The 24,206-nt window shown below is 59.1% G+C and carries 19 protein-coding genes and 1 other RNA gene; 9 read left to right on the top strand and 11 right to left on the bottom strand.

Annotated features, from left to right (window positions below; genetic code table 11):
- Positions 1 to 17: 17 nt before the first annotated feature.
- The 3 genes from HK20_RS09820 to ffs form a co-directional block, all read right to left on the bottom strand.
- Entirely contained in the window at positions 18 to 341 is a 324-nt protein-coding gene (locus tag HK20_RS09820) for a YbaB/EbfC family nucleoid-associated protein (RefSeq protein ID WP_086646945.1), read from the bottom strand.
- 119 nt (positions 342 to 460) lie between these two features.
- Positions 461 to 2,506 carry a DNA polymerase III subunit gamma/tau gene (locus HK20_RS09825; protein WP_086646892.1) on the bottom strand — a complete coding sequence of 682 codons (2,046 nt, stop codon included), beginning with the start codon at positions 2,504 to 2,506 and terminating at the stop codon, positions 461 to 463.
- Positions 2,507 to 2,594: 88 nt separating this feature from the next.
- Positions 2,595 to 2,692: signal recognition particle sRNA small type (gene ffs / locus HK20_RS09830), an RNA gene on the bottom strand.
- A gap of 143 nt (positions 2,693 to 2,835) precedes the next feature.
- Here ffs and HK20_RS09835 point away from each other — a divergent pair.
- The 3 genes from HK20_RS09835 to HK20_RS09845 are packed head-to-tail and all read left to right on the top strand — an operon-like array spanning position 2,836 to position 5,754.
- Positions 2,836 to 3,261: a hypothetical protein gene (locus tag HK20_RS09835; protein WP_095349512.1), complete on the top strand. Its 426-nt coding sequence runs from the start codon at positions 2,836 to 2,838 to the stop codon at positions 3,259 to 3,261.
- Positions 3,262 to 3,309: 48 nt separating this feature from the next.
- The gene (gluP, locus tag HK20_RS09840; protein WP_086646894.1) at positions 3,310 to 4,644 is read left to right on the top strand and encodes a glucose/galactose MFS transporter; all 1,335 of its coding nucleotides are present in this window, start codon (positions 3,310 to 3,312) and stop codon (positions 4,642 to 4,644) included.
- Between the two features lie 3 nt (positions 4,645 to 4,647).
- On the top strand, positions 4,648 to 5,754 hold the full coding sequence (locus HK20_RS09845; RefSeq protein WP_086646895.1) for an N-acetylglucosamine-6-phosphate deacetylase: 1,107 nt from the start codon (positions 4,648 to 4,650) through the stop codon (positions 5,752 to 5,754).
- A 54-nt stretch (positions 5,755 to 5,808) separates the two neighbouring features.
- Here the strand turns inward: HK20_RS09845 and mdoH are convergent, their stop codons facing one another.
- The 3 genes from mdoH to HK20_RS09860 all read right to left on the bottom strand — a co-directional run bounded on the left by mdoH (position 5,809) and on the right by HK20_RS09860 (position 9,942).
- Entirely contained in the window at positions 5,809 to 7,959 is a 2,151-nt protein-coding gene (gene mdoH, locus HK20_RS09850) for a glucans biosynthesis glucosyltransferase MdoH (RefSeq protein ID WP_086646946.1), read from the bottom strand.
- A gap of 2 nt (positions 7,960 to 7,961) precedes the next feature.
- Complete coding sequence (locus tag HK20_RS09855) at positions 7,962 to 9,506, bottom strand: glucan biosynthesis protein (protein ID WP_086646896.1); 1,545 nt, start codon at positions 9,504 to 9,506, stop codon at positions 7,962 to 7,964.
- A gap of 61 nt (positions 9,507 to 9,567) precedes the next feature.
- On the bottom strand, positions 9,568 to 9,942 hold the full coding sequence (locus HK20_RS09860) for a winged helix-turn-helix domain-containing protein (protein WP_086646897.1): 375 nt from the start codon (positions 9,940 to 9,942) through the stop codon (positions 9,568 to 9,570).
- Positions 9,943 to 10,006: 64 nt separating this feature from the next.
- On the opposite strand from HK20_RS09860, the gene HK20_RS09865 reads away from it, so the two are divergent.
- Entirely contained in the window at positions 10,007 to 10,522 is a 516-nt protein-coding gene (locus HK20_RS09865) for a GNAT family N-acetyltransferase (RefSeq protein ID WP_086646898.1), read from the top strand.
- Here the strand turns inward: HK20_RS09865 and recA are convergent, their stop codons facing one another.
- Both recA and HK20_RS09875 read right to left on the bottom strand, forming a co-directional pair.
- On the bottom strand, positions 10,523 to 11,554 hold the full coding sequence (gene recA / locus HK20_RS09870; RefSeq protein ID WP_086646899.1) for a recombinase RecA: 1,032 nt from the start codon (positions 11,552 to 11,554) through the stop codon (positions 10,523 to 10,525).
- Positions 11,555 to 11,816: 262 nt separating this feature from the next.
- Positions 11,817 to 13,253, bottom strand: a complete 1,437-nt coding sequence (locus HK20_RS09875; protein ID WP_086646900.1) for a gamma-glutamyltransferase — start codon at positions 13,251 to 13,253, stop codon at positions 11,817 to 11,819.
- A gap of 193 nt (positions 13,254 to 13,446) precedes the next feature.
- Between HK20_RS09875 and HK20_RS09880 the strand changes: the two genes are divergently transcribed.
- Both HK20_RS09880 and HK20_RS09885 read left to right on the top strand, forming a co-directional pair.
- On the top strand, positions 13,447 to 14,223 hold the full coding sequence (locus HK20_RS09880) for a DsbA family protein (RefSeq protein WP_086646901.1): 777 nt from the start codon (positions 13,447 to 13,449) through the stop codon (positions 14,221 to 14,223).
- Between the two features lie 457 nt (positions 14,224 to 14,680).
- Positions 14,681 to 15,739 carry a methyl-accepting chemotaxis protein gene (locus HK20_RS09885; protein WP_158093051.1) on the top strand — a complete coding sequence of 353 codons (1,059 nt, stop codon included), beginning with the start codon at positions 14,681 to 14,683 and terminating at the stop codon, positions 15,737 to 15,739.
- A gap of 58 nt (positions 15,740 to 15,797) precedes the next feature.
- Here the strand turns inward: HK20_RS09885 and hemA are convergent, their stop codons facing one another.
- Both hemA and HK20_RS09895 read right to left on the bottom strand, forming a co-directional pair.
- Entirely contained in the window at positions 15,798 to 17,111 is a 1,314-nt protein-coding gene (gene hemA, locus HK20_RS09890; protein ID WP_086646947.1) for a 5-aminolevulinate synthase, read from the bottom strand.
- Between the two features lie 61 nt (positions 17,112 to 17,172).
- The gene (locus tag HK20_RS09895) at positions 17,173 to 17,649 is read right to left on the bottom strand and encodes a hypothetical protein (RefSeq protein ID WP_086646903.1); all 477 of its coding nucleotides are present in this window, start codon (positions 17,647 to 17,649) and stop codon (positions 17,173 to 17,175) included.
- A gap of 253 nt (positions 17,650 to 17,902) precedes the next feature.
- Here HK20_RS09895 and HK20_RS09900 point away from each other — a divergent pair, with 253 nt between their 5' ends.
- The 3 genes from HK20_RS09900 to HK20_RS09910 are packed head-to-tail and all read left to right on the top strand — an operon-like array spanning position 17,903 to position 22,127.
- A complete protein-coding gene (locus HK20_RS09900; RefSeq protein WP_086646904.1) occupies positions 17,903 to 19,858 on the top strand; it encodes a transketolase-like TK C-terminal-containing protein in 1,956 nt (651 codons plus the stop codon).
- Between the two features lie 20 nt (positions 19,859 to 19,878).
- A complete protein-coding gene (gene gap, locus HK20_RS09905) occupies positions 19,879 to 20,901 on the top strand; it encodes a type I glyceraldehyde-3-phosphate dehydrogenase (protein WP_086646905.1) in 1,023 nt (340 codons plus the stop codon).
- Positions 20,901 to 22,127 carry a phosphoglycerate kinase gene (locus HK20_RS09910; protein ID WP_086646906.1) on the top strand — a complete coding sequence of 409 codons (1,227 nt, stop codon included), beginning with the start codon at positions 20,901 to 20,903 and terminating at the stop codon, positions 22,125 to 22,127. Before gap ends, HK20_RS09910 begins: the two co-directional genes overlap by 1 nt.
- A gap of 86 nt (positions 22,128 to 22,213) precedes the next feature.
- Here the strand turns inward: HK20_RS09910 and HK20_RS09915 are convergent, their stop codons facing one another.
- Positions 22,214 to 24,139 (bottom strand): acyltransferase family protein, encoded by a 1,926-nt coding sequence (locus HK20_RS09915; RefSeq protein WP_086646907.1) that lies wholly within the window; start codon positions 24,137 to 24,139, stop codon positions 22,214 to 22,216.
- Positions 24,140 to 24,206: the final 67 nt, after the last annotated feature.

The following is a 24,206-nucleotide window of genomic DNA, read 5'->3' on the forward strand; positions in this document are numbered from 1 at the left end:
TCGGTTGTATCTGCGGTTCAGAACGGCAGTTTCATGCCTGCGGGCAGGTTAAGCCCACCGGTGACCTTCTGCATTTCTTCGGCTGCTTTTTCGTCCAGCTTCTTGCGGGCATCTGCACAGGCCGCAACAATCAGGTCCTGCAACATTTCCATTTCGGTCGGGTCTGCCAGCTTGGGGTCGATTTTAATGGAGCGCATGTCCCCCTTGCCGCTCAGCACAACGCTGACCATGCCTGCACCGGCCGAACCATCAATGTTCATGGCTTCCAGTGTGCTCTGCATGGCTTCCATCTTGGACTGCATCTGCGTAGCCTGCTTCATCAGTGAGGCAAGGTTCTTCATGGTCATCCCCTTAGCTTGTCTGTCTGCCGCGTGGTGCGGCTATGGCGCACCCCTGCGGCGCATCACCTGTTCCCTATCTGGCCCAGAACGTGCTGTTTTGCCAGCCCGGCCCGCTCACTTCAGTCCTGCGAGGCGCCGGGGTCGTATGGTCGGTCGTCTTCATCCAGCGGCTGCGCATCCAGAGGAGCAAACAGCAGTTCGGGCGGCTCCTCCGGGGGGAGGCCGTAATCATCCAGCCCGTGGTCATTCACCTCACCCAGTTGCGCATCGGGAAAAGCGTTCAGAATAGCCCGGACCAGCGGGTGCGCCTCTGCCTCGCGCCGGCGGAACTGGATAACCTCCGCGCCCTGCGCGTCCAGCGTGGGCTCACCGTCCTCCTGCCCGGCTTCAATCTGCCAGCTTATGCCCGTTGCGCGGTCCAGCACGCGGCGGAGCTGCGGCACAATATCGCTCGGCACCCCACGCTCAAACCGCAGGACAATCCGCCCGGGGGCAAAAGAAATCAGATGCGCGGCATGCCGTAACTGCCCGTGCAGAATTGCCTCGCGCTGCTCCCTGACCAACGCCACAGCCTCCCGCCATGTCCGCGGGACCGGCGGAGGGGCCGGCTCAGCCGGGGCCACGGGCTGCACAACAGGGGCTGCTGCCTGTACGGGCGCGGCCACGGCCATACCGCCGGAGCTAACCATGCGCAGGCGCGGCGGCTCATGCCCACCTGCTGCATCACCCTGTGGAGCCACAAAAGCGCCGGTCCCGTTCGGGCCAGCACTCCCCACAGGTGCACCAGCCAGCCCGGACGGGCCACTGGCCTGTGGCGCGGAAGGGGGGGCAGATGATCCGCCACGCCCGGTATCGTCCTGTGTAGCGCTCAGGCGTTTGACCAGATCCTCGGGCGAGGGCAGATCGGCCACGTAACACAGGCGGATCAGCACCATATCTGCTGCAGCGCGGCGGTCTGGTGCACTCTCCACCTCCCGCACACCCTTGACCAGCATCTGCCATGCCCGCATGAGCACGGGCACGGTAAAGGCGCTGGCCATATGTGTGCCCCGCACCCGCTCGGCCTCTGGCATATCTGCCGAGTCCCCCAGACCGGGCACAGCCCGCAGGCGGGAGACAATATGCACAAGCTCCAGCATATCCCCCAGCACAAGGCCGGGGTCAGCCCCACGGGCATAGGCTGCATCCAGCAGGGCAAGGGCTTTGTCGGGCTTGCCGGTCAGCACCGCGTCGAGCAGGTCGAACACCACCTCGCGGTCCGCCAGCCCCAGCATGTCGCTCACAATGCCTGCACCAATAACCCCGCCTTCATCCGTCACACCACTGCCCTGGGCAATGGCCTGATCCAGCAGGGAGAGGCCATCCCGCACCGAGCCGTCTGCCGCGCGGGCGATCAGGGCCAATGCATCGTCGGAGAGGGCAACGTGTTCCTTTTGTGCAATCCGGGCGAACAGGCCGGCCAGTTCGGCCTGTGGCACGCGCCGCAGGTCAAACCGCTGGCAGCGCGACAGAACCGTGACCGGCACCTTGCGCAGTTCGGTCGTGGCAAAAATGAACGTTACCTGCGCAGGCGGTTCTTCCAGCGTTTTGAGCAGGGCGTTAAAGGCATTGCGCGAGAGCATATGCACTTCGTCGATGATAAAGACCTTCATACGCCCCTGCATGGGGCGGAAGCGCGTGGCCTCTATAATCTCGCGCACATCATCCACCCCTGTGCGGGAGGCGGCGTCCATTTCCAGCACATCGGGGTGGCGGTCAGCCAGAATGGCCACGCAGTTGGGGCATACACCACACGGGTCAGCCGTGGGGCCACCGTTGCCATCCGGCCCGGTGCAGTTAAGGGCACGGGCAATAATGCGTGCGGTCGTGGTTTTGCCCACCCCGCGCACCCCGGTCAGCATAAAGGCATGGGCCACACGCCCCAGCGCAAACGCATTGCGCAGGGTGCGGACCATGGCCTCCTGGCCGATCAGGTCATCAAATGTTGTGGGGCGGTATTTGCGGGCAAGCACCCTGTAGGGAGGGGCTGCGGCATCGGGCGCTGGCGGGGGAGGCGCGGAGGGGGCGGGAGCCGGATCGGCATCACCAAACAGGCCGGGGCCTTCCGGTTCCGGACTGGGAAGCCCCTCATCGTGAGGGAACTGCTCGTCAGTCGTATCACTCATGCCATGCCCGCAGACTGTGTAAGGTCACGCCCTGCATGCGCGGTTTGACCGGCGCAGAATGGTCTGATCCACAAGGGCGGAAAATTAGGGTGGAAAGCCGAACAATGACCCGGACGAAACTCACCATGGCTGCTTCCTTCCGGACCTGACCGGTTTAGCAAGGTGTCCGTCCACCGCCGACTTTCCGAGGTCACACCTAGCACCAAATCCAAGTCCATGCCAAGCCTGCTGGCAGCTTTTCCGGGTTGTTTCTTTACCTATCCGACACAGACAGGCTAGAAAACAGGGTAATTGGTGCGCAGTGTCGCAGACTCAGGAGAATTGTGCTCGTGTCCGGTTTTCGTTTGTATCATGCCGCTATGGCATCCGTTCTTCTGGCCGGTGGCCTGAGCGCAGGCTCCCTTGCCATGGCCGATGATGAGACAGCCCCGCGCAACAACGTCAACAACGTCCAGTTGCAAAAGGAACTTGCGGTTCTGCACCTCAAGCCCGACGCGGCGGGGCCTGCCTGTATTGAATCGCTCAAGGAACTGCACAAAACGCAGGATCTTTTGCAAAAGGATGAAGAAAACACCCGCAACCAGGACCTGACGGTTGCCGAGGACGTGCTTGAATCCGACTTTGAAAATTCGATCGAGGCCTGCGCCGCCGATGTGGAAAAACTGTGCGAGACGCATAACCCCTCCACCGAGCTGCGTCAGGCCTGCGAAAAAATAGACAGCCTGCCGTCCAAGGATGCACAGGCAGCCGACTAGGCCCCACACCCCAAACCCTGAAAACCCTACAGCGGGCCATAGCCGGACATGCCACAGCCGCCCACCCAGCCCACAGCCGCCGCACGCATACCCTGCCCGGCTGGGCCTTATGGGTGGCGGCCACTGGTGCTTAGCGCGGCGCTGTTTTTCATCATCGGGTTTGTCACATGGCTGAATGGCCCGCTGATCTCTTTTGTGCGGGTCGCCTTTACCCTGAATGATCTGGCAGCATTTATGGTGCCGCTTGTTTTTTACTTTTCCTATTTTGTCTTTTCCATCCCCGCGAGCCTGAGTGTCACACGCACCGGTTTTAAAAACGGGCTGGTTTATGCCCTGCTGGTCATGGCGGGCGGCATGGGGCTGACTGGCCAGTGCCTGCATGCGCGCTCCTACCCCGGTGCGCTGGGGGGCTTTTTGGTACTGGGCATGGGGCTGGCCCTGCTGCAGGTGGCCATTAACCCATATGTCAGCTTTCTCGGCCCTGAAAACCGCAGTGCACAGCGCATTGCCATTATGGGCATCTGCAACAAGCTGGGGGGCATTGTGGCCCCCGTTGCGCTGGCCACACTGGCCATGCGTCACATGGCCGATATATCCGCGGCTCTGCCTGCCCTGACCGACCCGGTTCAACGCCTGTCTGTACAACAGGATTTTCTGAACAGTGTTTACTGGCCCTATATGGGCATGGCGTTTTTTCTGGCCCTGACAGCCCTGTGGGTTTTGCGGTCATCCCTGCCGGAAATTCGTACAGATATTTGCAAAAATAGTTCTTCAAAAACAAGTTTTATAAAAATACTTCTCTCCTCCCTCAATACCCGAACCCTGCTGGGTGCCGGGGCGATGTTTTTTTATGTAGGAGTAGAAGTACTTTCCGGTGATGCTGTGGGAACCTATGCACAGGGTTTTGGCATATCCCTTGATCAGACAAAGTTTTTTACATCCCTTACTCTTTTTTTCATGCTCTGCGGGTATGTGGCGGGGCTTGTCCTGTCCCCCCGCCTGATCACACAGGAACGCTATCTCCCCCTCTCCTGCCTGTGTGGGGGGCTGCTCAGCGTGGGAGCATGGGTTACGCACGGCTACATGTCCGTTGCCTGCGTTACCCTGCTAGGTTTTGCAAACTCCATGATATTTCCATCCCTGTTTCCATTGGCTCTTAAAGGTTCCGGCCAACATACGGCGCAGGTTTCGGCTTTTCTGGTCATGGCATATTGCGGGGGTGGGGTTGTGCCCCAGCTTTTTGTTCTTTTAAAACCCGTCATGGGTTTTCAGGCAGCATTCACATGCCTTGCCCTTTTAGCCTACGCTCTCATCACCCTGTACGCGTTCCACTTCATGAACAGGGATTTACGCAAAACCCCGCCTATGGTGAAGGAAATCTGAAGCATGACCGAACTCAGAGGGCATCTTGTTCTGCCCGAACGCATTGTTCCAGGCCATGTAACCTTTGCGGAGCAGATACAGGCCGTAACGCCAGATAACACCGCTATTCCCGACCGTTATATTTTACCCGGCTTTATTGATGGCCATGTGCATGGCGGCAATGGAGCGGATACCATGGACGGCGTACAGGCCATTCACACACTTGCCCGCTTCCATGCCCGCCATGGCACCACCACCATACTGCCCACCACCATTACCAGCCCTTGGGCAGACGTGCTTGGCGCACTTGCCGCCATTGCCGAAGTTTGCGGCACCACCATGCCAGACGGCCCCAACATACATGGTGCACACTTGGAAGGCCCGTTTGTAAGCCCGCACAAGCTGGGTGCGCAGCCTCCCCACGCCTTGGCGCCAACCCCCGAACGCGTGGCGGAAGTTCTGGCGTTTGGCTGCGTGCGCGTTGTAACGCTCGCCCCTGAACTCCCCCATGCGCAGGAAGCCATGCAGCTTTTTGCGCAGGCTGGTGTGCGGGTCAGCCTTGGGCACACCCTTGCCGGGTATGAAGAAACCGAGCAGGCCATATGCCGCATCTGCTCCGCAGGGGGCGTAACAGGCGCCACCCACCTGTTTAACGCCATGGCTGGCATAGAAAGCCGCAAGCCCGGCCCCGCGACGGCCCTGATGTGCAGCGATGCCTACGCCGAACTGATTTTTGATACGCACCACGTCCACCCCGCCACCTTCCGGCTGGCCCAGCGCGTTATGCCCGAACGCCTGCTGTTTGTAACAGACGCCATGCGGGCCACCGGGCTACCCGATGGTCCAAGCCTTTTGGGCGGGCAGCAGGTTATGGTGAAGCACGGCGCGGTCCGCCTGCCCGGCGGCAATCTGGCCGGGAGTGTGCTGACACTGGATACCGCGTTGCGCAACGCGGTGCAGGCAGGCCTGCCATTGCATCAGGCCGCCGTGCTGCTCACACGCAACCCGGCCCAGTATCTGGGCCTGCATGACCGGGGCACCCTGCACGCAGGCAAACGCGCCGATTTTGTTGTTATGGATAAGGCACTCACCGTGCAGGAAGTTTGGGTGGCTGGCCAGCGCATTGCCTGAGCAGGCCGCACACCCATCGGCCCCATAACAGGGCCACCACCCCGCGCCGTTTTGTTACGACTCGGGGAGGTGCAAAATCAGGTCCACACCTTTGCGGCTGCCCAGAACGGCGGCTTTTTCCTTAACCGTCAGGCGGCGTTCCGCATCCGGCAGGGAGGGCGCTTCCGCCAGCTTGACCAGACCGACAAGCTGATCGGCGTTAATGGGGTCCCCCACACGGCGCTCGGCTGGCAGCATGGCAATATGCGCCTGACACAATGCGGGATCAGCCCGCAGGGCGCGCAGGGCATCGTCGGGCAGGGTTGGGGTTTGGTCCTGCGCCTCCTCATGCTCAAGCTTTTGCAGGACATCGGGGGTCTGTGTTTCTTCGGGCACCAGCAAAAGCCCTGCCCGCCTGAAACCCAGCCCCACATTCCGGCTGCTGGTAAAGGCAACCAGAGGAATGGAAAACACCAGCCCAAGCAGAACCGGCGTCATCCAGAAAAACAGGGAGGGAGAAACAACCCATGCCCCAGCCCCCAGCACCAGCCCAAACAAGGTAAAGCGCGCGTACTGGCGCACCACTTCCATGAAGGGAATACCGCCATCATCACGCCGCTGGGTATTCCAGCCGGAATCATGCCCACTCAGGATCGAGATAACGCCCGATGTCTGGATAAGCATGGCAATGGGTGCGATCAGGCCGCCAATCAGCGTTTCCACCAGCACGGACACAGCCGCACGGACCGGCCCACCACTGCCGCGCCGTGCCTCGGGGTCCAGCAGCAGGGCAATATAGGCCAGCAGCTTGGGGGCAAGCAGCACAACCATTGTGCCAATAAACACGTATTTGGCCTGCACCGGGTCCACATGGGGCCAATGCGGGTACAGGAGCTTGGTATCCCCAAAATATTCAGGACGCTGAAAATGCGCCTGAAGCGAAATTAAAATCCCGGTCAGCAGGAACACCAGCCACAGGGGGGAGGTCACATACGCGCCAATGCCCACAACCATGTGCATGCGGCTGACCCAGTGCAGCCCCTTGGTGGGCAGCACCTTGACGTGTTGCAGGTTACCCTGACACCAGCGCCGGTCACGAATGGCGACATCGGTCAGCGAGGGCGGGCTTTCCTCATACGATCCATCCAGTGCGGGGATCATGTGAATGGCCCAGCCACCACGGCGCATCAGCGCGGCTTCCACAAAGTCGTGGCTAAGAATATGCCCGCCAAAAGGCGGCTTGCCGGGCACATGGGGCAACCCCGCCTGACTGGCAAAGGCGCGGGTGCGAATAATGGCGTTGTGCCCCCAGTAATTGCCTTCCGAGCCATGCCACCAGGCAATGCCATACGCAATAATGGGGCCATACACACGCCCGGCAAACTGCTGCAAGCGGGCGAACAGGGTCGTGCCCCCCACAATAACCGGGAGTGTCTGGATCAGCCCCACGCCGGGGTTGCGCTCCATGGCATCCGCCATACGCACCAGCGTTTGGCCGGACATGACGGAATCCGCATCCAGCGTAACCATGTGGTCGTATGCTGCCCCAAAGCGGCGCACCCATTCCCCCACATTGCCCGCCTTGCGCTCTACATTGTTGTGCCTGCGGCGGTAAAAAATACGCTCATGCCCGCCAACCTGCTCCCGCAGGGCTAGAAAAGCGGCTTCTTCCTTGACCCATACATCCGGGTTGGTCGTGTCGGAGAGGATAAACAGGTCAAAACTGCCAAGCTGCCCCGTTTCCTCCAGACTGCTGTAAATGGCCCGCAGCCCGGCCATAACGCGGTGGGGGGGTTCGTTATAGGTGGGCAGCAACAGGGCGGTTCTGCGGGTCAGCTGGGGCAGGGGGCCTGCGCGGCGGATACCAAGCCCAAGGCCGCCATGCGTTACCAGCGAGCAGAACCCGGCCACCGAAGAGGTAAACGCAAGGGCAATCCACATAAACAAGGCAATGAACAGCACCAGCATGATAACGCCGAGGGCAGACACACCCGCCTCGTCCATAACCATGTGCGTGCGCCATGCCCCATACGCCGTGAGTGCGAGCGCGGACCCGATAACCGATAGGCGGCGCAGCACAATGCTGGAAGGCGATGTGGCAGGCGTGCGCCCGCGCCCTTCCATACTGGCGGGTTTTTGCAGGTTCTGGACCGGCATATCCAGCCGTGCTTCGGGGGGCAGGGCTTCAAAAGGTCGTTCAGAGGCGCCCGTATTCATATCCGGCATAATCAGGGCGTCCACCGGTACAGCCACTGTTCGGAAATGGGGCCAGAATCCGTTTCCAGCACCGCACTCAGGTCAGCGACCTTGGCATCCCCCGGAATAAACTCAAACGTGGTGCGGATTCCGTTAATAGCCGGATTAGGCTCGACAACCACATTCTGGATTGTGCCCGCCGATGTTTTGGGCGTGACATGGAAATGCGTATCCTTTGGCAGATGCTCAAAGGGAGTGCCCATAAAGTCTATGGCAAAGAAACGGGCATCATTATTATCCACCACCGAACCCACGCGGGTCGCGCCTATACGGGCAAGCGGTGTGGGGAAGGGCGCATCCCACCCCCAGTACATGCGGTAGGTAAAGTGGTATTCCTGCCCCGCGCGCAAGGGTTCCTTGGGCCGCCAGAAGGAGACGATGTTATCGTTCACTTCGTTGGGCGTGGGGATTTCCACCAGATCAACCCAGCCAGCACCCCAGTCCCCGATCGGTTCGATCCACAGGGAAGGGCGTTTTTCGTAATGCAGGGCAAGGTCTTCGTAATCATGGAAGGCGCGCCGGCGCTGCATTAGCCCGAACCCACGGGGGGATACATCCGAGAACGTGGAAAACTGGAGATCCAGCGGGTTGCGCAGCGGGCGGTAAAGCTGCTGGTCCGCACCGGTCCACATTTGCAGGGCTTCGCTGTCATGCGCTGCGGGGCGCCAGTCATCGACGTGGTTATGGTCGTTAACATCAAAATAGAACATGCCGGTCAGGGGAGCGATACCGGACTGCTCGATTTTGGCGCGCGGGAACAGGGTTGTCTGCACGTCAAACACAGTGTTGTCGCCCGGGCGGATGGTAAAGCGGAAGGCCCCTGTTACCGTCGGGCTGTCCAGCAGGGCATGCACAACAATGGACTGTACGCCCGGCTGCGGTTTTTCCAGCCAGAATGCGCGGAACAGTGCGAATTCTTCCCCTTTTGGATCCCCCGTGCCATTGGCGAACCCACGGGCGGAAAGCCCATAATCCTGCCCCTTGGCCACAGCCCGGAAGTAGGACGCCCCCAGAAATACGCAGAACTCCTCCATAACACCGGGGGTGTTAATGGCGGTACGCAGGCGGACACCGGCAAAACCCAGATCATCCGTAACCCGCAAGGCGGGGTCGGAATAAGTGAACAGGTCGGGGGAGTAGGGCACAGTGCCGGCCTGCCCGTCCCGGACCTCATAAATTTCTATGCGGGGGCGGTAGAGAAAACCGCGGGGGAAGAACTCCACGTCAAACGCAAGGTTATCCCCTGCCCACAAGGCGCGGTCGGGCCGGTAGGCAATGCCACGATACTGGTCAAACGTCAGATTATCCAACGCTTTGGGCAGGCTCTGCCCCGGCGGATGGTACTCCGCATTGGCCAGCCTGCGGGCAATCTGGATTACGGTGCTATCATCAAACTTGCCGGTGGCGCCACTCAGCCCCTCCGCCCGTGCCTTACGGGCGACTCCGCCAACGAGCGATGCCAAAGTCACGCCCGCCCCGGCCCGAATGACCCCGCGTCGCTGTACGTTTGATGACACTTTAATCTCCCGCTATGACCAATAAATCTCTGGCGCGATTGTACCTACGCCATGCATTTTGTCACTCAGATAAGGTTTTTTGGAGGCATTCGGCCGCAGGTGCCAGCAGGGCTTCCATCTGGCTGATACCAGAACGGGCCGCCTGCGCCGCGTCACGCTCGATCTGGCGATAAAGTGCCAGAACGGTTTTGCCTGTCTCGGTCAGGAATGCGCCACCACCCCCGCCAGGCCGGGTCATAACCAGCGGCTCCACAAAAAGCTGGTTCAGGTTATCCACCAAAAGCCACGTACGCCGGTAAGACATGCCCATGGCACGCCCTGCCGCAGAAATAGAGCCGGTTTCGGCCAACTGCTCCAGCAGGCGAACCTTGCCATGCCCCAGAGCGGCACGTCCATCGGCATCAACCCGCAATGTCAGTCTCAGTCGGCCTGTCATGATCTCTGCTTTTCAGTCATAAGTAGCTCCGTGCAACACCACGCATAAAGAGCGGAACCTTGGTATGAACACTTCGCGCGCAGATACCATCTGGCGTTTGATGACGCCAGATGATCTTGCCCACGTTACAGCACTGGCTGGCAGTGTGCACCCTGACTACCCCGAAGATACAGATATTTTTGCCGAACGCCTGCGCCTCGCCCCCACTGGCTGCCTGAGCCTGATGCTGGACGGAATGTTAGCGGGCTACCTGATCAGCCACCCGTGGCGGGGGCTGCTTTCCCCCCCATTGAACACCCTGCTCGGTGCCCTGCCCGCTCCGGCGGACCGCTGGTATATTCATGATGTGGCCATAGCGCCGGCCGGGCGCGGCAGGGGCTATGCACAAATGGCCATTGCCCGGGCCGAAGAGGCCGCGCGCACAGCGGGCCTGAACACACTGACCCTCACATCCACCCGCCATGCCCTTCAGTTCTGGGCGCGGCAGGGGTTTATACCCGATGTGATCAGTGCGGAAGAACAGGCCATTCTGGCATCATACGACCCACAGGCCTGCCTGCTCTCCCGCCGTATCGGGTAGTTAGTCTTCGCTCTCGGCATCATGCTCGGGGGCGACCATCATGGCTTCAGCCACAACGCCTGCGTGTTCACGCACCTTGCGCTCAATATCCGCCGCCATTTCGGGGTGATCGCGCAGGAACTGCTTGGCGTTCTCGCGCCCCTGACCAATACGCTGGCTGTCGTAGGAGAACCATGCGCCGGATTTTTCCACCACGCCGGCCTTCACACCAAGGTCGATGAGTTCCCCCACCTTGCTGATGCCTTCACCGTACATGATGTCAAACTCGACCTGACGGAAGGGCGGGGCCATCTTGTTCTTGACGACCTTGACGCGCGTCTGGTTGCCCGTGACCTCGTCCTTGTCCTTGATCGAGCCAATGCGGCGGATATCCAGACGGACAGAAGAATAGAACTTGAGCGCATTCCCGCCCGTTGTGGTTTCGGGGTTGCCGAACATCACACCGATTTTAAGGCGGATCTGGTTCAAAAAGATCATCAGCGTATTGGAGCGTGCGACTGTGCCGGTCAGCTTGCGCAGGGCCTGGCTCATCAGGCGGGCATGCAGGCCCACATGGCTGTCGCCCATATCGCCTTCAAGTTCGGCACGGGGCACAAGGGCGGCCACACTGTCCACCACCAGCACGTCAATCGCCCCTGACCGCACCAGAGTGTCAGCAATTTCGAGCGCCTGTTCACCCGCATCGGGCTGGCTGATCAGCAGGTTATCAACATCCACGCCCAGTTTTTTGGCGTAGCCGGGGTCCAGCGCGTGTTCGGCATCAATAAATGCGCAGGTGCCGCCCCGTTTTTGCGCCTCTGCAATGGCGTGCAGCGCCAGTGTGGTTTTACCCGAGCTTTCCGGCCCGTAAATTTCCACCACACGGCCACGGGGCAGACCACCAATGCCCAGAGCAATATCCAGCCCGAGCGAGCCGGTGGAGATGACATCCGACTGTTCCTTGGGCCGCTGGCCCAGCCGCATGACGGACCCTTTGCCAAAAGCCCGTTCAATCTGCCCAAGAGCGCCTTCCAGCGCCTTTGCCTTATCCATTCTCTACCATTCCCTCAGCTTATGAGCCGAACAACCAGACCGGGCCCCCGCGTGACCCCGAGCCTGAAACCTGTTGGTTCAGGTTTAAAACCCCTGCCACAAACATTTTTGCTCCGCAACGCGCCGCCACGAAGGCTCAGGCTCCGGCACAAACCCCGTTAAGAATTTGGACCCGTTTTGTTCCATTATAGAACAAAAGAAAAACATAGCAAGGGCGGCATGCTGCTCCAGCACGCCACCCCTGATTTTTATAACGCCAGACCTAGTGCGCGACAGGGGTGCTCCCCACCGCAAGGCCAGCTCCTCTGGGGTCCGTCCAGCCAAAGCACCGGCCAGCCCCACCAGAAAGCCCACCGGGGCAGGACACAAAATTGGCCCGTCCGTTGCCATTGGTCACCTGCGGACGCACGCCTGCAACTGCTGCCTGCAAGGCAATGGCCGCTGTATCAGCCGCCACATTCTGCCCCGAGGCCGTAGCAGCCGCGCGGAAATCCGTGCCCTGATGCACAATACCCGCTGCCAGCAGGGGGAGCGGCCTTTGTGCGGGAGAGGCCCCCAGCACAATGCCGGTCGAACCTGCAATACGCCCTGTGCCGAACAGATTGTTCATGCTCAGTGCGCAGGCCACGGTCTGGCCCTGCCGGTCGGTCACAACAAAGGAGGTGGAGGCTGGCAGCGCAGGCAGCGCCCCGCCGGAGGAGAGGCTGCCAGAATTAAGCAGTGCCTGTGCATCGGCCACCATGGTCGCACTGCCCTTGCCGCTCTGGCGCGCCCGCCATGCCGCTACAACACGCTCCCCACCACGGCCACCGGCCATATAGGCCGCAGCCATGCCAACCCCGCCATCGGCCGGGGGAGGAAGAAAACTGATGTCCAGCCCACGGGCATGCACCGTAAGCGGGGGCTCGGCCACGGGAACATCCCCTCGCAGGTCTGCAGAGGACAGGCCACCACCCGCAGCCTGCGCCCCTTCAATAAAGGTCTGGGCCAGAGCGCCTGTGTACAGGTCACCCACCCCGGCAATGCGCATGCGCTCAAGCGCCCCCGCCAGACGGGTCTGCACCAGTATGTCATCTGCTGCCAGCACATGCCCGCTGTCGTTACCAAAAACGGCACGTGCCTTGTCATCCGCCAAAAGGGAGGACTGAACAGCCGCCAGATCCGCTGCCAGCAGCCCCCCGACGGGCACCCCGCGGGAGGCCAGATTCCGCGCAGGCACAATAAGGTCTGCAAAATCCACGCTGCCATAACGCATCTGCATCAGGAACAGCCCACGCGCGAGCAGGGGCACGGATGCAGGCCGGTCTGCCTGTGCGTTGGTCTGGGCGGCACCCTGAGGCACAAAAACAAACGCCTGTCCCGCAGGCTCACCCGGGCGCCATGCAAGGCAGGCCCCTCCCCCACCAAGGGAGGCGCGCGATGGCAGGGAAACCGAAAGCGCAAGCCCCAGTGCCGCAGCCGCGTCCGCCGCATTGCCACCCTTGGCCAGAATGTCCCGCGCGACCAGAGCCGCGCGCGGTTCATCCGCCGCCACAGCCCCGACAAACCCGCTGACAACCGGCTGGTTCACGTGGTCATCCGCCCCCCCACAGGCCGCCAGTGTGCTGGTCAGGGCAAGAGCAAGCGCTGCCGCGCGGGCACGACCGGGCAAGCCGGTGCGGGGCAGGACAGAACGGTGTTTGTTGAATCGGGCAGCCACGCCTAGCGCTCTCCACTTCTGGGCCCGTCCGGCGGGCAGACGTTTTTGTACTTTAATCTCATAGCTGGATTACCCTGCTTTGGGGCTATCAGCAACACAACTTGCGTGGCACCTTTGTTGCAGAACACTCTGTGTATTCCCTTGCCCCAAGCGGGCGGGCACCGTAGCGTCCTGTTTTACGGATAAGGACACCATGCAAAAACTGATCTCATCTTTCTATCGTCTGACAGCCTCAGGCGCTCTGGCAACCCTGCTTGCACTGGGCGGCCAGACAGCCGCACATGCTGCAACCGATGGCAGCTTTACCCCCGCCCAGCGGGCCGAGATTGTCTCGATCGTACGCAATGCGCTTAAAACCGACCCAACAATCCTGACCGATGCCGTGGCGGCCATGCAGAGCAAGGCATCAGAGCAGAAGGCGACATCCGCGCTGGATGTTGTCCGCCACAACAAGGCGCAGTTTGGCAACAGCACAAGCGACATTGTTCTGGGCAACCCCCACGGCAAGCTGAGCATTGTCGAGTTTTATGACCCGCGCTGCCCTTACTGCCGCAAGGTACTGCCAGACCTTGATGCACTGGTTGCCGCTGAACCGGACCTGAAGCTGGTGGAAAAGGTCATTCCCGTACTGGGGCCGAACAGTGTGCTGGATTCTCAGGCCATTGTGGCCGCCGGTTTACAGAATGCCTACAAGCCGTTCCAGCAGGCTCTTATGGCCGACACCTCCGCCCCCGGCATGGAACGTATCCGCCATGCAGCGGCACTGGCCGGGCTGGATGCGGACCGGCTGGTAAAGGACATGAAAAGCCCCGCCGTAGCCACAGCACTGGCACAGAACGTAGCCCTTGCCCGCTCGATTGATCTGGATGGCACGCCTACCTTTATTATTGGCGAACAGCAGATTATTCCCGGCGCGGTCTCTCTGGACGACCTGAAAGCTGCGGTTGAAAAGCTGAAGCAGGCGCACTAACCGCCACAGGCACACCATCCGGGCACAGGTATGCCCGGATGGTGATACCGCCTTTTTATGACACAGATTTTTTACCAAACTTTCATATTAATTTTACAGACTTCACTTTTTTAAAACCTGTTTGAAATGGACGGATTTGCAGTTCTCTCCCGCAATCCGTCAACACGGCGGCCAGCGGAGCGACACAAAACTGTCACTTTACCCTTCGCAAAAACTGGCACTACGCTCAAAAACCCTTTTATTTTAACCAAAAAATAGACAAATGACCCTGCCGCAAACATTCGACCAGCACAGCATGGGTTCCCTCGCGCAAGACGGATTCAGACTCAGCCCGACAGAATCCGGAAGTGCCGTCATGGAGATTTTTAAAAATCATCCAGACACCCATCATATTTGCATTATCAACGCCAGGAATATTCCCGTTGGCGTGGTGGAAAGGCAAAAGTTCCTTTCCCTTATGTCCAGTCCGTTTTCATACGCCCTGTATCACAAACGCCCTGTTACACTGCTGATGGATGATAGCCCACTTATGGTGGAGGCCAGAACGCCCATTCTGGATTTTACAAAAAAGATTCTGAACAACAAAATATCCGACATTAACAAATCTTTTATAATTACACATAACCAGTGCTACGTTGGCACGGCCACTCCGTTTGACCTTATGCGGATGTCCTACCTCCACAGCAATCGTATTTCAGATACACTCCAGACCAGAACCATAACGCTGCATGAAACACTGCATAAAATCCAGACCGCAACCCATTCGATCAGTGCGGAATCCCGCAGCCTGAGGGATGAGTCCGAAAACCTTTCGGAGCGGAACCGCACGCAAAACCAGCATTTGCAGGAATCTGACAAACGCATAAAATCAACCATAGAAAAAACCCAAGACCAGAATATAAAAATGGAAGAATCCAGAAATTATATTCAGCATGCCTCCACCAGCATACGGGAATCATGCGTAAAAATTAACGACACCATAGAAAAATTCAAAAAAATATCGGAAGCATCAGAAGATATTGGTAAAATTCTTAATATCATGAAAAGCATTTCTTCCCAGATCAATATTCTGGGGATCAATGCCACCATAGAAGCCTCCAAGGCTGGCAGCTATGGTGCTGGCTTTGGTGTAGTTGCGCAGGAAATCCGTAGCCTGTCACACATGACATCGGAATCCCTACTCCGCACCAGAACACTTATCTCCTACTTGCAGGATTCCATACATACCTGCTCCGGCTCCATGTGCGACAACTCCCAGACACTGGCCGGCATTATTCACCACGTTGAAAAAATAAAGCGTTCCTTTAAAGAGTTTGAAGAAACAGCACTGGTACAAAAAGAAGAAATTAACCAACTGCACCAGATCATGCAGAAACTTAATGTTTCCACCGCCCAGAATAACGAAACAGTGCACAACACCAATGCGATCTGCGACAATCTGTTCATCAATGTTTCAGAACTGGCGCAAATGACAAGTAACATGCACAGCCTGCCAGCACATTATAACCTGCAATAAAAAACCCTCCATTTTCATGGAGGGTTTTTAAACAGACCAGAACAGGGCCGGTTCTGCCTCAGGCTACGTTTTCGACCTTTTGCGCAACCGGCTGGGGAATAACCCCTTCCTCGCGCAGCAGATGCGCAAGTGCGCGCACCATATCGTCCATCATCTCATCCGTATGGAAGGGTCCGGGCGTCAGGCGCAGGCGCTCGGTGCCTTCGGGCACGGTCGGGTAGTTGATCGGCGTTGCATAATGGCCAAACTCCACCAGAAGACGACGGCAGATCCGCTTGCAGCGCTCGGCATCCCCAATGGGAATAGGCACAATATGGCTTGGCGTCATGGTAAAGGGCACACCGGCAGCCCGCAGGCGCTGGCGCATGGTATGCACACGCTCAAACAGGGACTCGCGCCGCCAGTTTTCTGCCCGCACCTTGCGCACGCTGGCCAGCGCCGCCCCCACCACGGATGGCGGCAGGGCTGTGGTGAAAATAAACCCCGATGCCGTTGAGCGCAGGAAGTCCACAATTTCGGCCGAAGCGGTAATGTAGCCCCCATGCACGCCAAAGCCCTTGGCCAGCGTGCCTTCAATAATATCCACCTGATCGGCCACACCATCGCGCTGCGACACGCCGCCCCCTTCCTGCCCGTACAGCCCTACGGCATGCACTTCGTCCAGATAGGTCAGGGCATTGTATTTTCTGGCCAGAGCACAGATCGCGCCAATGTCGGACATGTCTCCATCCATGGAGTACACGCTCTCAAACGCAATCAGCTTGGGGGCATCGGCCGGGGCTGCGGCCAGCTTGGCTTCAAGGTCCTGCAGGTCGTTATGTTCAAAAATAACGGTCTGGGAGCCACGCGCGCCCTTGATGCCCGCAATCATGGAGGCATGGTTCAGGCGGTCGGAAAAACAGATCCAGCCGGGCATCGACGTCAGGATTGTCTGTAGGCTGGCCTGATTGGACACATAGCCCGAAATAAAGAGCAGCCCGGCTTCCTTGCCATGCAGGGCGGCCAGTTCGGCTTCCAGCTGGTTATGCAGCGGGCTGGTGCCAGCAATATTGCGCGTGCCCCCCGCTCCTGCGCCATGCTCGCGAATGGCGGCAATGGCGGCATCCTGCACTTCGGGCACTACGCCCATGCCCAGATAGTCGTTTGTGGACCAGACGATAACCTCACGCCCTTCGGGCATGTTGGCCACGTATTCCTCATACAGGGGAAAGCGTTCTGCCTGACGCGCAAGTGGCGTAAAGGTTCTGTAACGCCCCTGCTGCTTGATCCGCCCCAGCGCTTCCTCACAGTGTTCGTAAAATGGATGCCGGGCGTTCTTGATCGCTCCCACGCTTGTTTTCTCCTCGCTTCTCGTCAGAAACGGTCGGGGCATGGGCTTACCCATCGGCCGTCTGGCCTTTTGTCTTCGTACTTTTGCGTTTCGGTTCGGTAACCTATCGCACATACACCCGTATGGTGGGCTTCGTCACCGACGAATCCGGCATAGCGGACATTTCCACCTGTGCTTCGGGCGCGCCTGCGTCCACCAGTTCCTGCATAATGGCGTGTCCGTCATGCTGGACAAGCTCCTGCAAGGCGGTCTGTTCCGCCTCCTGCCCGGCCTGTGGTGGCACCAGACAGCTTACAACAAAGAGCACTTCCTTTTTACGCGCAAGAGCCTTGTGCGCAATCTGGTCCACCGGCGCCTTCCACTCCGCCTGTGGCGTGCCCGCCACCAGCTCAATCAGGGGCGGCACGGGTGGCGGACCGGGAGGGGGAGGGGGAATATACGGTTTGGGCTCAACGCTGGCGGAAGGGTCAAACGTTCTCTGGTCCAGCGGTTTGCACCCGACCATGCCCGCCAGCAGGCAGACCGAGAGCGCCGCCCCAACAGCGCGCCCCCCTTTTGCGGCATGAAAAACAGACAGCATGACCGGACCACTCTCCACTTGAAACAAGGCAGCGCACCAGACGCACGTATTTACAAGGTATCCGCCCCTTCTTTCGCGCTCCCACGCGCCCGGCGCAAGCCCTTACACCTGTAACCCGGCTGCAAAACACGTATTCGACCGCCAAACTGCCTCTTGCGGGTACCGTTTGCTCTCTGGTTAACTACCCAGCGGCACCGGGCGGGTTGCGCGGGGCACTTCTGTACTGCACTCCCTTGGGCAAAACACAGGGCTGATGGCCGGCACATCTTCCACAGACCACACCATACCACACGCCTCCCACACGCAGGACGCCCTTGTGCTGCGTATGGACAAGGCAGCCCGCGCGCTTCTGGCCTCCGCCACCACGGAAGAGGACACCCGGACCGAACTCCAGACCATGTGCCTGCCCATGACAGCGCTATGGTGCCGCATTCTCCGCTTTGACCCCGCAATGCCCACATGGCCGGACAGGGACCGCTGCGTAGTACCCTCTTCCGCCATGCTGCCCCTGCTGGCCGCCATGTTACGCCTGACTGCCCCGGCCGGCGCGCAGGAATTAAGCCCAACGCTGGAATATGGCCAGCACCCGGCCGTGGAAATTGCCACAGGCCCAGCGGGGCAGGGCATGGCTGCGGCGGCCGGCATGGCGCTAGCCGAACAGCATCTGGCCAAACGCTATGGCCGCTCCCTTGTAAACCACCGCACATGGGTGCTGGCGCGTGACAGTGATCTGGCCACAGGTGTTGCGCTGGAAGCCGCACAACTAGCCAGCCGCTTTGGCCTGAACCGCATGGCCGTACTTGTCTGCCCCTCCCCCCTGACCGACCCGGCTGATTTTTCGGACTCACTGGCCCGGTTTGGGGCATCGGGGTGGAGCGTGCGCAAAGTGCGTGCCCATGACCTTGGTGGCATTATGGCAGCGCTACAGGCCACGCTGCGGGCCAGAAAGCCCACCCTTGTTGCCTGTATGCCCGAATGCTGCGCCACCCTGCCCGACCTGCCGGCCGAGGAGGAGCTGACCGGCCCGTGGAGCCCCACCGCCCGGCGTGGTGGCTCCATCCGCCGCTCGTGGCTGCGCAGGCTGGCCCAGCACCGCGCCCGTGCGGATTTTGAGCGCGAACAGTCCGGCAAGGCCCGCCAGACCATGCGGGAGGACTGGGGGCGGCTCTGGCGCCAGACCATGCGCGCAGCCCCCGACGGCTCATCCCAGCAGGCAGCCTTTGCCGGGCTGCGCGCACTGGCAATACTCCGGCAGGATGTGGCCATTCTGGCCGCCACCTCCAGCACCAGAAGTTCGCGCCGGGCCAACCTGCCCATCCCCTTCAGCAATACCGCGCAGCCTTGTGGCATACAGGAGCATGGCATGGCGGGCATGCTCAACGGCATGGCCCGCCACGGGGGTATTCTGCCCTGCGGCGTAGCCGGGATGATGACCATTGACCGCATGCGCTCGGCCTTGCGCATGACGGCACTCATGCGCAGCAAGGTGCTTTACCTGCTAACCGATGACGGGCTGGCCCTGAGCGATAACGGCGGCGGCTGGCAACCTGTGGAACAGCTGGCCAGCCTGCGCGCCATGCCGCATCTGGCCGTTTTCCGCCCGGCCTGTGCCGATGAAACCTTTGCCTGCTGGCAGGCTGCCCTGAACTGGCCGCAAGGTCCGGCCCTGCTGATCCTGTGCCCACATCCCCCACCGCCACGCGCAGCCCGGCGGGCCGGGCATTACGGCGGCCCATCCCATGGCGGCTACCTTATAAGCTGCGGTGCGGGGGAGCGGCACGTCACGCTCATGGCATCCGGCCCCGAGGTTGCCATTGCCACGCAGGCAGGGCAGCATCTGGCCGAGCAGGGGCTGAACGTGGCTGTTGTTTCCATCCCCTGCTGGGAGGTTTTTGCACAGCAGCCAGCCGCCTACCGCACGGCCGTGCTGGGGCAGGAGGGTTTGCGCGTGGGAATAGAAGCCGCAAGCAGCTTTGGCTGGGAACGCTGGCTGGGAGCAGATGGAATTTTCGTTGGCATGGATGATTTTGGCATATCCGCCCCTGCCAACGCGGTGTATGAACGCTTTGGCATTACAGCTGGAGCGATCTGCGAGAAAGTGCTTGCACGTTTTCTTGCATCTGGAGCGCAAAAGGACTCGTCCCCTACCGCCCCACCCCCGTCCCGGCTGGAAGCCCTGGACATGTCACTAACGATAACAAGATCATAAAAAGTACGGAGACACATCCCATGGCAGTCAAAATCGCCATCAATGGCTTTGGTCGTATCGGTCGCCTTGTGCTGCGCGGCATTATTGAAAGCGGACGCACCGACGTTGTGCCCGTAGCCATTAACGATCTGGGCAGCGTTGAAGATAACGCCCACCTCCTGAGCTATGACAGCGTGCACGGCCGCCTGCCTGCGGACGTTCGGGTGGAAAACGGCAAGCTGGTCATTTCCGCCAATGGCCGCACATGGGACCCGATTACCGTTTCCGCCGAGCGTGACCCCTCCAAGGTACCGTTTGCAGGCGTAGACGTGGCCATGGAATGTACCGGGCTGTTCACCACCAAGGAAAAAGCAGGCCTGCTGCTGGCTGCTGGCGCACGCAAGGTTATTGTTTCCGCCCCGGCAACGGATGTGGATGCAACCATCGTCTTCGGCGTGAATGAAGATGTGCTGACATCGGATATGACCGTCATCTCCAATGCCTCGTGCACCACCAACTGCCTGGCCCCCATTGCCAAGGTGATGGAAGACGCCTTTGGCATTGAACGTGGCTACATGGTGACCATCCACTCCTACACCGGTGACCAGCGCACGGTGGACACGCTGCACAAGGACCTGCGCCGCGCCCGTGCCGCAGGCATGAACATGATCCCCACCTCCACAGGGGCAGCCCGCGCCGTGGGGCTGGTTCTGCCGCAGCTCAAGGGTAAGCTGGATGGCACGGCCATCCGTGTGCCTACGGCCAATGTTTCCGTTGTCTCGCTCGACTTCGTGCCCAAAACGGCTCCCGGCAGCGTGGAAGAGGTCAACAACGCGATCAAGGCCGTTGTGGACTCCGGCAAAATGAAGAACGCACTGGCCTATAACGAAGCCCCTCTGGTCAGCTCCGACTTCAACCACGCCATTGCCTCCTCCACCTTTGATGCCACGCAGACCGCTCTGGTCGATGGCGGCAAGCTGGTGCGCGTGTGCTCCTGGTATGACAACGAGTGGGGCTTCTCCAACCGTATGTCCGATACGGCAGCCCTGTTTGGATCGCTCTAATGGCTACCAATCTCCCCTTTGCCACGCTGGATACGCTGGACCCCAAGGGCAAGCGCATCCTGCTCCGCGTGGATCTGAACGTCCCCATGAAGGACGGACAGGTTACCGATCAGACCCGCATTGAGCGGGTCGTTCCCACCATTCGGGAACTGGCGGAAAAAGGCGGGCGGGTTATTCTGCTCAGCCATTTTGACCGGCCCAAGGGCCAGGTTGTACCGGCCATGTCGCTCAAACCCATTGCCACGGCACTGGCCACGGCACTGGGGCGTCCGGTCAGTTTTGCCCATGACTGCATTGGGCCTGAAACAGAAGCCGCAACCCGCACCATGAATGACGGGGACGTTCTGCTGCTGGAAAACACCCGCTTCCAGCCCGGTGAAGAACGTAATGACGCAGAACTTTCCGCAGCACTCGCCAATCTGGGCGATGTGTATGTGAACGATGCGTTCTCCGCCGCACACCGCGCCCATGCCTCCACGGCCGGGATTGCCACCCATCTGCCATCCTTTGGTGGCCGACTGATGGAAGCGGAGCTGCAGGCCCTGTACGCAGCACTGGAAAACCCCGAACGCCCCGTGGGGGCCATTGTGGGCGGAGCCAAGATTTCCACCAAGCTCCAGCTGCTTGAAAACCTGCTGGACAAGGTGGACATGCTGGCTATTGGCGGTGCCATGGCCAACACGTTTCTGGCGGCTCAGGGCCTGAGCGTTGGCAAATCGCTCAAGGAAGAGGACATGCTGGACACGGCCCGCCTGATTATGGCGCAGGCCAAAGCCAAGAACTGCGACCTGATCCTGCCGGTTGACATGGTCATCTCCGAAGACTTCATGGCAGGTGCCCCCACCAGCACCGTGCCATCCAACGCCATTCCCGATGGCTGGATGGCGCTTGATGTGGGGCCGGAAACGGTCAAGCTGCTCAACAGCAAGCTGGCAGGGCTTAAAACGCTGGTCTGGAACGGCCCGCTGGGCGTGTTTGAACTGCCTCCGTTTGATGAGGGCACAAACGCGGTAGCGCAGGAAGCAGGCCGACTGACCAAGGCTGGCCAGCTAAAAACCGTTGCCGGTGGGGGGGATACCGTATCCGCCCTGCGCCATGCGGGTGTGCTGCATGACATGACCTATGTCTCGACCGCTGGTGGCGCTTTTCTGGAATGGCTTGAAGGCAAGATTCTGCCGGGCCTGACCGCAATCAGCACCACGTTGGAAAAAACCCTGCCGATCTAACGCGCAGGACCAGACCATATCAGGCGCTTGTGGCTTACTCTGTAACCCGCAAGCGCCTGATCTCATTTTAAAACCCACAGATAACCCTAATGCGGCAAAGCCTCGCCAGCGTTGCCGTGCGTCTGGCCAAACAGCGACATGTTTTTCGCCAGAAAAACCGAACCCTCGGCTGTAAAATGGTCCGCATCGAATAAAACCGGCACGTTGTTGTTGACCGTTGTCAGGCACACAGTGCCGGGGCAGAGAATGTTGTAAACAGATACATATTCAATACCTGTTCCCTTCAGCCGGGCGGCAAGCATCTGGTCCCGTTTTTTCCGGTCTTGCAAGATGTGGTTGAAAACCAGATCCATATTGTTTTTTACCATTGCCCGCACAAGCAGCAATGGCAGAGGTTGGTCGTATTCCGGGCTTGGGCCAAGCACAATAACGCGATCTGTATACTTCCTGAGCATCTGTGCTGTTTTAACAATGTTGTTAAAATCGTGCTCCAGCCAGTTTGCTGAAAGAATAATGCCATCCAGATGATGCGATGGCACAAAATCTTCAAAAATATAGCGCAGGAGTGCACCGCACTGGCCGCCATTTTTGCCCAGAACAGGCTCACAGCTTGGCGCTGTTGCCTGCAGAAAATGGATGTTGGGGTAACTCTGCTGCAACCCGTACCAGCGGTCTGCCGCATGGCTATCCCCCAGAACCAGATAGTTTGGCTGACCTGCCTGTACATCCAAGCAATGTGTGGCCTTATATGCTTCAATATCTTCGGTCTTCCGGTCAATAAAGCATGTGCCAGTCCGCATTGTAGTCGGCTTGTATGCCATATAGGACATGACCTTCTGCTCAGCAGGGCTGTAATGCCATAGTGTTGCATTAAGCCTGCTGCTTGCAAAAGCCAGAAGTACCATGAGCACCATAACGCCTCCCATGACGCCTATTGTGCTTTTGGCGGATAAGCGGAATGGCCTTGTGCGGAACGGCTGTTCAATAAACCGCCATGACAGAACAGAGACCCCAAAAGCCGCCCCCAACAGCAACGGAATTGTCCAGAAACCGGGCCTGTCATACATGGAAAAAAAGACCCATATCGGCCAGTGCCATAGGTATAACGAATAGGAAACAAGGCCAATAAACCGCAACGGCCTGTAGGAAAGGGCGGAGGCAACAACCGTGCGCTGCTGGCTACCAGAATACAGGACTAAAGCCGCCCCCAAACACGGCCCCAAAGCCCCCGGTCCGGGAAAGAGCGATTTGTTGTTAAGCGCGAACAGACTGGCCAGAATAAAAACAAGACCAACAGCCCCAGAACTTTCCAACACAGGCTTTGTCACCCGGCTTCTGGCCAGAACGGCTGGCTGCGTGGCAAGCATGACAACAGACCCCAGTAGAAACTCCCACGCCCTGTATTGCGGCAGGTAGAATGCTGCTGATTTATCGCAAAAAACCTCGACCAGGCAGGCAGAAAAACTTAACGCCAGAAGAAAGAAAATTATGAATTTTAAAGGTATTTTTAGAACTTTTTTTGAAAAATAGATCAAAAAAGGAATAACTATATAAAACTGCTCCTCAACAGAGAGTGACCACGTATGCAAAAGGGGATTAGCCTGTAAAGCAGAATCAAAATAGCTGCTCTGGCTATAGAAAAAAATGTTCGATGCAAAAAGTATGGACCACAGGATTCCACGGCTTGTATTATAAACCTCCGGTGGCGTTTGCGTGAGTGTGGACACACCAAAGCAGACCACCAGAACTGAAAACAGCGCAGGCAATATTCTGCGAATTCTACGGTTATAGAAATCAAGAATATCAAACCGGCCCTGCTCCACCGCATCGTTGATGTGCCGGGTAATCAAAAAACCGGAAATAACAAAAAAAACATCAACCCCGGCAAATCCGCCGTTAAAGGGATGCTTAAGTCCATAATGGAAGAAAACAACAGGAAGAATTGCAAGCGCGCGCAGGCCGTCAATATCACTTCTGTAACGCATCATACGACGTTCATATTCCTCAGCCATGCGTAAAAAGGAGGGTTTTTATGCTCGCTTCCTGCACCCTCCCTCTCCTTACAACAAAAATCCGGTT

Source organism: Acetobacter sp. DsW_54 (assembly GCF_002153575.1).
Taxonomy (GTDB): domain Bacteria; phylum Pseudomonadota; class Alphaproteobacteria; order Acetobacterales; family Acetobacteraceae; genus Acetobacter; species Acetobacter fabarum.